Source organism: Amycolatopsis cihanbeyliensis (assembly GCF_006715045.1).
Taxonomy (GTDB): Bacteria; Actinomycetota; Actinomycetes; order Mycobacteriales; family Pseudonocardiaceae; genus Amycolatopsis; species Amycolatopsis cihanbeyliensis.
Map to the genome: position 1 here is coordinate 2,193,070 of NZ_VFML01000001.1, position 11,996 is coordinate 2,205,065.

Consider the following 11,996-nt stretch of genomic DNA (forward strand, 5'->3'; position numbering starts at 1 on the left):
TCGCCGGCGGGTACACCCCGGTGGTACGGGACGCGGTAGGTGAGCTGCCCTCCGGGCACGCGGTGCTCGGTATGGCCGACGTGGTGGTGGCCAACGACCCGATCACCGGCCAGGGCTCCAACAACGCCGCCCGGCGCGCCGCGTCCTACCTGGACTCCGTTGTCGCCCGCGGGGATCAGCCGTTCGACCGGCAATGGATGCGGTCCGCCTTCGACTCCTGCTGGAGCTACGCGCGGCACGTCACCACCTGGACCGATGCCATGCTGCGGCCGCCGCCCCGCGTGCTGGAGATCCTCGGCGCGACCGCGGGCAAGCCGGCGGTGGTCGCCCGGTTCGCCAACCGGTTCGGTGATCCTTCGGGCTTCCAGCACTGGTTCCTCGACCCGGACAAGGCGGCCGCGTACCTGGCCAGCGTGTGAAATCCTGGTTTCGGCCGGCGAGCCGGGTCGGCCGAACCGGCTGTTCCCGGCCCTTCGGTGCGCTACCCTGGCCGCGGTAAGCGGTAGTAGAGGTACTGAGGTGCTAGTGGTGACTACAGGTAAAATTCTGCGGTTCGACGAGGTTCGCGGCTACGGGTTCATCGCGCCGCATGAGGGCGGCGAAGACGTGTTCATGCACGCGAACGACCTTCGCGATGAGAAGTATCTGTTTCAGCCGGGTACGACGGTCGAGTTCCAGATCGAGGACAGTGGCCGAGGTTTGAAGGCCTCCGAGGTCACGATCGTGGACCGGGCGCCGAGCGCGGCGGTACGGCGGGAAACCGCCTCCCGCGAGGACGATGACGGGTTGTGCGATGTGCTCTCCACCAGCGAGTTTCGGCAGGAGTTGACGGAAACGCTGCTGGAGTCGGTGCCCTCGCTCACCGCGGCCCAGATCATCCAGCTGCGGCAGCGCTTGATCGAGTTGGCCAGGGCACACAACTGGCTCGAGTCCTGAGCGGCACGCACCCCGACCACTGACTCGGCCCAGGCGCAGTCGCCGAAGGTGGCCACCCAGGCGCGGAAACGGCACGGCCGGCGCATACTGGTGGCGTGTCCATTCCGGACTGGGTACTGCACGTCGATCTCGACCAGTTCATCGCGGCGGTCGAGATCGGTCGCAGGCCTGAGCTGCGCGGACGGCCAGTGGTGGTCGGTGGTGCGGGTGACCCGACCCAGCGGGCGGTGGTGGCCACGGCCTCCTATGCGGCCCGCGAGTTCGGCGTCCACTCCGGGATGCCACTGCGGACGGCAGCCAAGCGCTGCCCGGACGCGGTGTTCCTGCCCACCGATCCGGAGGCTTACGAAGAGGCCTCCGAACAGGTCATGGCGACCCTCCGTGGTTTCCCGGTGATCGTCGAGGTACTCGGCTGGGATGAGGCGTTCCTCGGTGCACGCACCACGGATCCGGAGAGATTGGCCGCGGACATCCGGCGAGCCGTCACCGAGGAGACCGAGCTGTCCTGCTCGGTGGGAATCGGGGACAACAAGCTGCGCGCCAAGCTCGCCACCGGCTTCGCCAAGCCGGCTGGGACCTACCGGCTGACCAGGGACAACTGGGGCGCCGTGATGGCCGGGCGGCCGGTCGACGCCTTGTGGGGCATCGGCCGCAGGACCACGGCCAAACTGACCGAGCTCGGCCTGACCACGGTGGGCCAACTGGCCAGGGCCGACCCGGCCGAGCTCGCCGCTCGCTTCGGTCCGACGATGGGCCCGTGGTACCGCACGCTCGCGCTGGGCGCGGGCGACACCGAGGTCACGGCCACCCCGTGGGTGGCGAAATCCCGCAGCAGGGAGACCACCTTCCAGCAGAACCTCGTCGATCGAGCGGAGATCGAGAAGGAAGTCGCCACGCTGGCCCGGCGGGTGGCACGGGACGTGACCGAGGAGGGCCGGCCCGCGGCCAGGGTCGGGGTGAAGGTGCGGTTCGCGCCGTTCATCACCCAGACCCGTAGCGTCACCCTCCCGGAGCCGGCCAGCGACGCCGAGGCCATCGAACGTGCGGCGCTCGAGGTGCTGGACCGGTTCGCGGACACCCGCCCGGTGCGCCTGCTCGGCGTGCGTGCCGAGTTCGGCGAGCAGGAGCCGGCCCCCGGCTGAGCGGCGGGGACCGATTCATTCGGCCACCCTCAGCCGCGACCTCCCTTCCCGCCGGTCTCGGCGAAGGACATCCCGTGCGCCGCCAGCGCCGCCCGCAGCCGGTCGATTCCCTTCGGGCCCATGCCGTGCAGCCGCGTGATCTCCACCTCACGCACACCGTCGAGCTCCGCCAGCCTGCGGTATCCCGCTTCCACCAGGGCTCGAAGCGCCGGGGTACTCAGCTCGTCCGGAAAGTCGGTTCCGGGCCGTTCGGCCGGCGGGCCCGGCTCGCCGCCCGTTCCGTGCCGCCGAACGGGCGGGGTACTCCGAGGGCCGAGCACGGGTTGACCGCCGTCGCCACCGCGGTAGCCGCGGTCCCATGGCCACCGGCCGCGGATATCCGGGTGCACCAGCTGCAGCGCACGCACCCCGCGTCTATACATCGCGATGGCCATGTTCAGGTGCGCACTCGGCTCGGGAAGCTCGACGACCTCGACGAGCGGTGGGCGGCCGGGAAGCCGGAGCTGCTCGCCGGGTGGCGGCGTGCCGGTGTGCAGGAGATGGTGGGCGGCATCGTTGAGCAGCTCGTGGCACTGGTGCAGGGGCAGGCCGGTGACCACGAGCTCGGGTCTGTCCAGCTCGGTCAATCCCACCGTGTAGGCCCACGGTGGATGGATCCGGCCGGGTTCGACGCCCTGCACCGCCCAGCCGGATCGGGCGATGATGCCGCGCAGCACCTCGAGGTAGTCGCGGGTGGTCTTGTCGGGGTTGTCGCAGGCCCAGCACATAAGGTCCTCCTCATGGTCGAACGCCGGCCACTCGTACCGGCAGCTTGTGCCGACCACTGTGCGGTGCGGGTCCGACAACACGTGCCGGACGGTGAGCGGGGCGAACGAGCGGCAGCCACAGAACGTCATAGGCGGCGCGCGGCAGTCTCACGGAAGAGGGAATCCGGGCGGGATTGCCGACGCGGGCTGACCCGATCGCCGCATGGAAGGCGGACGAACGGGTGAGCGAAACCCGATCGGGCGAAAAACGGCGCCGCCGTCGTACCGCCCGCTGCGGCATATGCCGGACCACCACCGGGTCGGTTCGGTAGGATCCGCTCCGTGGATCAGCACCTGCCGCGCTTCACCTCGGCGGAGGCGTACAACGCCGCCTACCCGGACTGTCCGGTACCGGCGGACGCCTACGAGCGCAACGCGCTGCGCGCCTACCATGCCGCGATGACCGGAGTCCGGGACGATCTGGTGGGCACCGGTTCCTCGCTCACCGTCGAGTTTCTGCCGGGTGGGGCACCCGGCCCCGGCGAGCCCGACCGGACCGGCACGGTGGTGGCGAGCAACTGGGGACGGGGTCCGATCCTGGTGCTGGCCGAGCAGGTGTCCCTGCGCGCGGCGTGGAAGGTGGTCACCGGCCGGTGGCCCGCGCGACTGTCCGAGGTCAGTGCCGCACTGGGCACCCTGTCGCTGCCGGAGAACCGCTGAGCCTCCCCGGTGTGGGTTCCGGACCCGGTCACGATCCGTGGACGGTTCGTCGACCGCGCGCCTCGTCACCCGAGCCGACCGGCGAGCCGTTCGCCGATGACGTCTAGACCAATACGGTCAGATGTGAAATCTTGGCAAGGTTAGGAAACATGCCTTACTAAGGCTGCCTTACCAAGAAGGTTGTCACGGCTCACCGGGCTCACAGCGTTGGCGACGGGCACGACAGGCCTGGACAACCGACATGTGAATAAGGCACAAGACTCACGCAGAGGAGCAGGTATGGCCTCGTTCCGCTCTCGTCTCGCCCTGCTGCTCGCCGTGCTGTGTGCCCTCACGCTGACACCGGCCACGGTCGCCGCCGGCTCCGCCGCCACCGGCGACTCCGAAGGCCTCGTCATGCCGAAAGCCATGGGCGAAGGCAGCACCGTCACCGGCTGGCACATCCGATCCTCGGCCGAGCTCGCGGCCGGAGGCGCACGCATCTCGCAACCAGACTTCGGGAACTCCGGCTGGTACCCGGTCGCCCCCCGGTCCACGATCGTGGCCGGGCTGGTGCAGAACGGGCACTACCCGAACCTGTTCCACTCCACCAACATGCGCGATCAGGTCGACCGCGCGGACTTCGCGGTACCGTGGTGGTACCGCACCGAGTTCCGCGCCGCCGGCCCGGAACGCAACACCTTCCTGCGGATACCCGGCGCGGTCTCCCGCGCCGACGTGTGGCTGAACGGCACCCCGCTCGGCGGGGTCGTCGGCACCTACAACGCGGGCGAGTTCGACATCGGCCCGCTACTGCGACCGGGCCGCAACGCGCTGGCCATCCGGGTGCACCCTTCCGACCCGGACAGGGACTTCGCGATCAGCTGGCTCGACTGGGCACAGCCCGCCCCGGACAACAACATGGGCATCTGGCGGGATGTGCGGCTCGTGCGGACCGGCCCGGTGACCCTGCTCGGCTCCTACGTGCACACCGACCTCGAGCTGCCGGGCATGGACTCGGCTCGGCTGGTCGCGCATGCCGAGGTACGGAACAACTCCACGTGGGCGCGGAACGTGGTACTGCGCGGCCGGATCGGACCGCACCGGCTGCGCAAGGAGGTCCGGTTGGGCGCCGGGGAGACCCGCACCGTCGCCTTCCCCGGCGTGACCGTGCGTGAGCCACGGGTGTGGTGGCCTGCCCAGCTCGGGGAACAGCCGCTCTACCGGCTGGATCTCACCGCGTGGACCGGATACCGGCTTTCCGACCGGGACCGCACGACCTTCGGTGTCCGCGAGGTGGATTCGAGGCTGAACGAGTCCGGTGACCGGCAGTTCCTTGTCAACGGGAAGGAACTGCAGATCCGCAGCGCGGGCTGGGCCTCCGACCTGCTGCTGCGGTCGCGGCCGGAACGCCTGCGCGCGCAGCTCGGGTATGTCCGCGACCTCGGGCTGAACGCCATCCGGCTGGAGGGCAAGCTGGAGACCCCGGAGTTCTACGAGATCGCCGACCGTACCGGGATCATGCTGCTCACCGGCTGGGAGTGTTGCGACAAGTGGGAGCCGTGGACCAGCTGGGGCGGGGAGGAATGGACCGCAGAGGACTACCCCATCGCCCGCGACTCGATGGCCGCGCAGGCACGCGTGCTGCGCAGCCATCCGAGCGTGATCGCGTTCCTGATCGGCAGCGATATCGCGCCGCCGGAGGACGTGCAGCGGATGTACCTGGCGGAGCTGGAAGAGGCCGGCTGGCCGAACCCGGTCATCCCGGCCGCGGCCTCGCGGAACGCGCCCGAACCGCTGGGTCCGTCCGGGCTGAAGATGGAGGGGCCCTACGACTGGGTCCCGCCGAACTACTGGTACGGCAACCGGTTCGGCGCGGCTTTCGGTTTCGCCGGCGAGCTGAGCGCGGGCCACTCGGTGCCCACAGTGGACAGTCTGCGCAGGATGCTCTCCCCCGAGGAAAGGGAGAAACTCTGGCGGGATCCGGCGGCGCAGCAGTTCCACACCGGGCGTGGCACCCCACCGTTCGACAACCTCGAACTGTTCAGCACCGCGCTGGCGCAACGCTACGGCGCCCCGACCGGGCTGGCCGACTACGCGGAGAAGGCACAGCTGGCCAACTACGAGAACACCAGGGCACAGTTCGAGGCCTACGCGCGCCGGATGACCGCGCCGCGCCCGGCGACCGGGTTGGTCTACTGGATGCTGAACAACGCGTGGCCCTCGCTGAACTGGCATCTCTACGACTACTACCTGAACCCCGGCGGCGCCTACTTCGGCGCGAAGAAGGGGAACGAGGCACTGCACGTCCAGTACTCCTACGACGACCGTTCGGTCGTGGTGGTGGACCGGGGTTCAGACCCGGCACGCGGGCTGGCCGTGCGCGCGGAGGTGTACGACCTGGACGGGACGCTCGTGCATCGGTCCGAGCGGCACGGGGTGTCGGTGGACTCGCTGGACGTGACCGAGGTGCTCACCCTGCCGGAACTGTCCGGCCTGTCCGACACCTACTTCGTGCGGCTCGATCTCTCCAGGGACGGACGGGAACTCAGCCGCAACACGTACTGGCTGTCGACCCGACCGGACGTGCCGGACTGGGACGAGTCGAGCTGGTACCACACGCCGGTCAGCCAGTACGCCGACCTGAGCGGCCTCGGAGAGCTCCCGGACGCGGCCATCGAGGTGCGCGCCCGCACCGGGCACGCGGGTACCACGGTGACCCTGCGCAACACCTCCGAGACGATTGCCCCCGCGGTGCGGGCGACCCTGCGCAAGCCGGACGGCTCCCGGGTGCTGCCGGTCACCTGGAGCGACAACTACGTGTCGCTGTGGCCCGGCGAGTCGGTCACCCTGCGGGCCTCGTACCAGCCGCGGGACGCGGGCGGGCGGCCCACGGTGGAGGTCGGCGGGCTGAACGCGGTGCCCACACGAGGCTAGGTTCGCTTGCCTCGGCGCAACGCCTCGAGGCCGATGGCGGCCAGCGCCCAGAACCCGCTGACCGGCCTCGCGGCGGCACCCACGGCGCCGATCACGACCAGTAGGCGGCCAGCGACCCGCTGGGCGCGCAGGTCGCCCGTCTCCTCCGCGGTGCACAACAGCCGCCCACCCAGCCACAGCATGGGGGCGGCGACCATGAACCAGAAGGCCGTCGCCCGCTCGCCCTCATCGGGAACGGCGCCGACGACCTTCGCACGGGCTATCTCGGCGAGCGGCTTGCCGTGGCGCACGGCACCGACGCCGGCATGCAGGAAACCAAGGACCTGCAACTGCTTACCGGAAGAACGGGGGAACACACCAGCAGGCTACCCCGGCTGCCCACCGGGTTCGACCGGCGTCGCCGAGCAAACCCGGTACGGGGAAACCGAGGTGCCTGCTGCTGCGCGTCATCCGAACGAAGGCATCGTGGCTAACCGCCGTTGACCACGAACTCGGAACCGGGTTCGATCACGATATCGTCGTCGGCCGAGTTGGAGATGTCCACGTTCGTCAGGGTGGCGCTGCCGCGGGCGCCGCCCTGGGCGAGGATCCCGGCACCGTTGTTGGACTGGTCGATCCGAACGTCGGTGATCGCCACGTCCGGCACGCTGCCACCGCCCGACTTGAACTGGATGCCGTCGTAGGTCGAGTCGTGGATCTCGGTGTCCCGCAACGTGACTCCGGTGATGTCATGCCCCTGGGCGAAGAACGTGATGGCGCCGAACTCCTGCTGCTCGTTCCAGAAGACGCCGCCGCAGCGGTACAGGGCGTTGCCCGCGATCAGCGTCCGCCCGGAGAACGGCAGCGGGGAGTGGTCGGTGGCCAGCATGATCCCCGGGTAGTTCATCGTGTCGTACACCAGGTTGTTCTCGATCGTGTTGTCGTAGCCACCGTAGATCGCGATGCCGTTGGCCCGCCACGGGAGCTGGATGGTGTTGTTGACGAACTGGTTGTCGTGCGCGATATCGACGGCCGGGTCCTTGACGTACCTGTTGGCCCACACCGCGAGCGAGTCGTCTCCGGTGGTGCGGAACGAGGAGTTGAACACCGTCGAGTTCCTCGTGCCATTGGTGAAGTTGATGCCGTCGGCGTAGGTGTTGCGGATCCGCATCCCGCTGAACTCCAGCCCGTCCGCCGGTCCCCACAGCTCCGGGATGTTGCTGTAGTCCCGGCCGACCCACACGCCGACGTTGGCGTGCTCGATCCACACGTTGGTGATCTTCGTGCCGGTGCCGAACCGGCCGTTGAGACCGACCCCGCCCTCGGCGCCGCCGTCCCCGCCGCGGATCCGGCCGGAGCCGAAGATCGCGATGTCGGAGATTCGCGTGTTCTCGTCGATGTCGAACCCGAAGTTGCCCTCGTGCGGGTGGTTGATGCCGTCCGCGTCCTGCGGCTCGGTCAGCGTGTGGAACTGCGAGTGCCACATGCCCGCGCCGCGGACGGTGACGTCGCGGATCCCGACCTGGTTGTGGTTCCCCCTGTCCTCGGGGTCGTCGGTCAGGATCTTCTGTTCCTGCCGCCACCGTCCCGCCGGGACCCAGACGCAGGGGATGACGCCGTTCTGGTCGTCGGTCACCGCCCGCTGCAGCGCGGAGGTGTCGTCGTTGCCGTCGTTCGGCACCGCACCGTACTCGGTGATCGAGGTGCACTCGGCCGGTTTGCTCTTCGGCGGCGCGACCTGTTCCAGGTCGACCAGGTCGAGGATGTAGAACGACGCGGTGTCATCCGTGTCGCGCTGCAGGCGGAACGTGGTTCCTGGCGGGTAGGACCGACCGAGCAACGCGTGCGACTCGTCGAACAGCCTGCGCGCGTCGGCCTGCGGCGTGTTCGTCAGCCCCTCGGGGGCGTCGGTGTTGCCGTAGAGCCAGCTGTGCCGCGAGGACAAGGTGAGCTTGCGATCGAAGGTTCCGTTGACGTACAGGCTGATCGTGGCCTCGATGCCGCCGCCGCTCGGCGCGTCGGGGATCGAGTTGCGCACCACGATCGAGTTGGTCCGGTTGGTCGAAGTGAACTCGACGTACTCCCCGGTGCTGTTCAGCCGCACCGACTGCCTGCCGGAGGACTCGGTGGCGAAGTTGGTGTGCCCGAACGTGCGCTGCGGGTCGGCCACCAGCAGCGTGCCATCGTACTGCCCGGCTTCCGCCTCGTACTCCACGTAGGGCACCGCCGCCCCACGACCGACCACGATGGACTGGGCGAGCTCGTTGTTGCCCTCGTTGGTCTCGGTGACGGTGCCGGTCGCGTCGGCGGTCGCGACGATCGTGGCGCCGCCGGAGGTGGCGGTCCAGCTACCGCTGACCGGCACGGTCTCGGTGGCGCCCGCGGCGACCGGGCCCGTGCTCGTGTCCAGCGTGCTGCCGCCGACCACCAGCCGGGTGGTCGTGTCGCCCGCGCCGGACGTGCCGCGGTTGTGCAGGGTCACGGTGAAGGTGACCGTGGCGCCCTCGGCCGGGTTCCGCGGGCTGTGCGCGATACCGGTGATCTCCAGGTCCGGGCCGGGGGCCTTGGCGACCACCAGCGGCGAGGGCGCGGTGTGTCCGTTGTTGCCGTCGTCCAGCTCGGCCACGGCGCCGGCGGGGTCGACCACCGCCGCGACGGTGTAGCTGCCCTCCGGCCGGGTGCCGAGGTCGACCGACACCGTGACCGAGTCCCCGGTCGCGAGGGCGCCGACCGGGACGGTCCCGGCCACCGTGCCGTCGAGGCTGACGTCGACCGTGGTCGCGCCCGCGTCCGCGGTGCCGGTGTTGCGCACGGTCGCGGACACGGTGACCGGGCTGACCTCGGTCGGCTCGGTCGGTGTCCAGGCCACCCCGCTGACGGTCAGGTCCGGGTTGGGCGCCGGGGTGCCCAGGACCTGTAGCTCGCCGACCTGCCCACCGGGGGCGCCGGTGTTGGCGGTGAAGCGCAGCCGCACTTCGGCCACGCGGCCGGTGACCGGAACGGTCACGGTGTTCCGCGTGGCGGGGTCGAACGCGTAGTCGTCGAGGCCCTGCAGTGACGTGAACGTGGTCGAACCCTGGTCACGACCGAGGATCTCGAAGGTCTGCGTGCGCGGCGCCCACACCGGGTCGGGGTCGAGCTTGACCACGACCGCGCTGAGATCGGCATCGGCGCCGAGGTCGACGGTCAGCGTGGACTCGAAGCCTGCCGACTCCCAGTAGGTGGTCGCGGCACCGTCGACGGCGTTGCCCGCGACGAACGAGAACGCCGAGGACGAGGCCTCGACCGGCTTGCCTGCGGCCAGGTTCGTGCCGGTCTCCTCACCGGATCGGGTCACCCGGTTGCTCTCCGGCGACTCGTTGCCCGCGGCGTCCCTGGCTCGCACGAAGTACTCCACGCTCGCCGTGCCCGGCGGGCTGTCGGTGTAGCCGAGCACATCGCCCGGAACCGTCGCGACCGGAGTGTTGTTGCGGTACAGGACGTAGTCGGTGACGCCGACGTCGTCGGTCGAGGCCGTCCAGGCTAGCCGGATCTGCCCGGCGGCAGGCTCGGTGAGCGTGAGGTCGCCGGGGGCGGTCGGCGGCTGGGTGTCGCCGGTGTCCGGCCCGTACAGCTCCAGCTCGGAAACCTGCGCGGCGGGCCACCGGCTGTTCGCGGTGACCTGTAGCCGCAGGTAGCGGGTGGTGGTCGCGGTGAACGGGACGCTGACCGTGTTGCCGCTTCCCGGGCCGAAGGCGTGGCCGGTGGCGGCGGCGAGGTCGGTGAACGAGGTGCCGTTCGTGCTGCCCCGGACCGCGATGGTCTGGGTACGTGCCTCCCAGTGCGCCGGGAGCTTGACCACCACGCGCTGCACGGGCCTGGCGGAACCGAGGTCGACCTGGAGCCACTGCGGGAAGGCGCCGTTGGCGCTCTCCCAGTAGCTGGCCGGGTCGCCGTCCACGCTGTTGGCGACGGGGTAGCCGGCCAGCGAGCTACTGGCGGTGACGGTGCCGTCGAGGGGCACCTCGGCGGCCATCGGGTCCACGAAGGGAGTGGTCGCCGCGGCGGCGGGCGGGGAGTCGTCCCCGTGCGCGGCCGGGGCACCGAGCCCGGTGACGACCAGGCCGATGGCGAGGATGCCGGCCGTCAGGGGCCTTACACCTAGCTGCATGCGTTTCATAGCGCCTACTTCAGTGGAGGACGGGGAAAGCAGGAGACATCAGCATGCAATGAATCTTCACATGATCGCAAGAACTTGATGGAAGTCAGAAATTCTGCGACTATGCCTGGCGCCGGCAGGGGCCGCCGGCCCCTGCCCGATGACTCGCTACCCGTAGCCGCGGCGGGATGACACCCCACCCGGACGTCAGAAGGGGCGCGCCGCATCGGCGGCGCGCCCCTTCTGACGTGCTGTTCTCGGTGTGGGCGCAGCTGGGTTCGAACCAGCGACCCCCTGCTTGTAAGGCAGGTGCTCTTCCGCTGAGCTATGCGCCCGTGCCGGCACCCGGGCGGGGTACCGGCCGGTGGGTCATGCGGGCAGTTCGGCCACGGCCTTCTTCCAGGACTGCTGGTCGCGCGGCTCGCCGGGCTGGTTCACCTCGGCGTAGCGCACGACGCCTTCCTTGTCGATCAGGAAGGTGCCGCGGTTGGCCAGCCCGGCGCCCTCGTTGAAGACGCCGTAGGCCGTGGCGACCTCGCCGTGCGGCCAGAAGTCGGACAGCAGCGGGAACTGGTAACCCTGCTGCTCGGCCCATGCCTTGAGCGAGAACGGTGTGTCCACCGACACACCGAGCACCTGCACGCCCTGGCCATCGTACTCGGCGAACTCGTCCCGGAGTTGGCAGAGTTCGCCCTGGCAGATACCGCTGAACGCGAACGGGTAGAACACCAGCAGCACCGGCTTGTCGCCGCGGAACGACGACAGGGTGACGTCCTGCTTGTTGTAGTCCTTGAGCGTGAAGTCCGGGGCCTGCGAACCGACCTCGACGGCCATACCGCGCTTCCTCTCCCAGCGTCTACCGCTGTGGCACGAAATCCTGGGTTCCGGGCAACCCTATCGCGGGCCGGCCCGGCGTTCACCGGCGAGCGTGGCTCAGCGACGTGATTTGGACCTCGGTACGAGCCGGGTACCCGACCACTGCGGCCCGATACTGGCGTTGGAGGTCTGCGAAAGCCCCGCCGCGGGAACCGCCTCGGCGATGTCGCTCGGCTCGACGTGTCCCGGCTGGCCGGTCTTCGGCGTCAGCACCCAGATCACCCCGTTCTCGTCGATCGGCACCCTGGCGTCCAGCAACGCGTCGCCGAGGTCGCCGTCATCCTCACGCCACCAGAGCAGCACCACGTCGACGACCTCGTCAGCGTCCTCGTCGAGCAACTCACCCTCGACGAGCTCCTCGATCGCCGAGCGGACGTCCTCGTCGACGTCCTCGTCCCAGCCGATCTCCTGGACCACCATGTCCGGCCTGATTCCAAGCCTCTCGGCGACGCTGTTCTGTTCAGCGTCTCCCGCGGCGACCACGACTTTCACTCCTCCAGCTACAACCGGGTGCGGCGGTCCCAGCACAGCCGAACCGCCGCA

10 protein-coding genes and 1 tRNA gene are annotated in these 11,996 nt (G+C 69.7%); 5 read left to right on the plus strand and 6 right to left on the minus strand.

What is annotated here, in order from left to right; all coding sequences use genetic code 11:
• The first annotated feature begins 20 nt into the window (after positions 1-20).
• The 3 genes from FB471_RS35900 to FB471_RS09580 all read left to right on the plus strand — a co-directional run bounded on the left by FB471_RS35900 (position 21) and on the right by FB471_RS09580 (position 2,078).
• Positions 21-419: a hypothetical protein gene (locus tag FB471_RS35900; protein WP_425457117.1), complete on the plus strand. Its 399-nt coding sequence runs from the start codon at positions 21-23 to the stop codon at positions 417-419.
• A 109-nt stretch (positions 420-528) separates the two neighbouring features.
• Positions 529-936: a cold-shock protein gene (locus FB471_RS09575; RefSeq protein ID WP_141997019.1), complete on the plus strand. Its 408-nt coding sequence runs from the start codon at positions 529-531 to the stop codon at positions 934-936.
• Positions 937-1,031: 95 nt separating this feature from the next.
• Positions 1,032-2,078, plus strand: coding sequence for a DNA polymerase IV (locus tag FB471_RS09580; RefSeq protein WP_141997021.1), 1,047 nt, complete (start codon positions 1,032-1,034; stop codon positions 2,076-2,078).
• Between the two features lie 29 nt (positions 2,079-2,107).
• On the opposite strand, the gene FB471_RS35670 is transcribed toward FB471_RS09580, so the two are convergent.
• Positions 2,108-2,845: a DUF4262 domain-containing protein gene (locus FB471_RS35670; RefSeq protein ID WP_211357998.1), complete on the minus strand. Its 738-nt coding sequence runs from the start codon at positions 2,843-2,845 to the stop codon at positions 2,108-2,110.
• Positions 2,846-3,166: 321 nt separating this feature from the next.
• On the opposite strand from FB471_RS35670, the gene FB471_RS09595 reads away from it, so the two are divergent.
• Complete coding sequence (locus FB471_RS09595; protein WP_246076321.1) at positions 3,167-3,544, plus strand: hypothetical protein; 378 nt, start codon at positions 3,167-3,169, stop codon at positions 3,542-3,544.
• 279 nt (positions 3,545-3,823) lie between these two features.
• The gene (locus FB471_RS09600; protein WP_211357999.1) at positions 3,824-6,460 is read left to right on the plus strand and encodes a glycosyl hydrolase 2 galactose-binding domain-containing protein; all 2,637 of its coding nucleotides are present in this window, start codon (positions 3,824-3,826) and stop codon (positions 6,458-6,460) included.
• On the opposite strand, the gene FB471_RS09605 is transcribed toward FB471_RS09600, so the two are convergent.
• The 5 genes from FB471_RS09605 to FB471_RS09625 all read right to left on the minus strand — a co-directional run bounded on the left by FB471_RS09605 (position 6,457) and on the right by FB471_RS09625 (position 11,936).
• Positions 6,457-6,816 (minus strand): DUF6463 family protein, encoded by a 360-nt coding sequence (locus FB471_RS09605; RefSeq protein ID WP_211358000.1) that lies wholly within the window; start codon positions 6,814-6,816, stop codon positions 6,457-6,459. The two genes, FB471_RS09600 and FB471_RS09605, sit on opposite strands and share 4 nt — an antisense overlap.
• A 113-nt stretch (positions 6,817-6,929) precedes the next feature.
• Positions 6,930-10,589, minus strand: coding sequence for a CARDB domain-containing protein (locus FB471_RS09610; protein WP_246076322.1), 3,660 nt, complete (start codon positions 10,587-10,589; stop codon positions 6,930-6,932).
• Between the two features lie 251 nt (positions 10,590-10,840).
• Positions 10,841-10,912, minus strand: a tRNA-Val gene (locus tag FB471_RS09615).
• A 34-nt stretch (positions 10,913-10,946) separates the two neighbouring features.
• Entirely contained in the window at positions 10,947-11,411 is a 465-nt protein-coding gene (locus tag FB471_RS09620) for a peroxiredoxin (RefSeq protein ID WP_141997025.1), read from the minus strand.
• 99 nt (positions 11,412-11,510) lie between these two features.
• Complete coding sequence (locus tag FB471_RS09625) at positions 11,511-11,936, minus strand: DUF3052 domain-containing protein (RefSeq protein ID WP_141997027.1); 426 nt, start codon at positions 11,934-11,936, stop codon at positions 11,511-11,513.
• Positions 11,937-11,996 lie beyond the last annotated feature (60 nt).

What these genes read in the sequence shown, in the direction of transcription:
- FB471_RS35670 (WP_211357998.1), bottom strand. Translation starts at nt 2,845, where the DNA reads ATGTGCTGGGCCTGCGACAACCCCGACAAGACCACCCGCGACTACCTC.
- FB471_RS09600 (WP_211357999.1), top strand. Translation starts at nt 3,824, where the DNA reads ATGGCCTCGTTCCGCTCTCGTCTCGCCCTGCTGCTCGCCGTGCTGTGT.
- FB471_RS09610 (WP_246076322.1), bottom strand. Translation starts at nt 10,589, where the DNA reads ATGCAGCTAGGTGTAAGGCCCCTGACGGCCGGCATCCTCGCCATCGGC.
- FB471_RS09620 (WP_141997025.1), bottom strand. Translation starts at nt 11,411, where the DNA reads ATGGCCGTCGAGGTCGGTTCGCAGGCCCCGGACTTCACGCTCAAGGAC.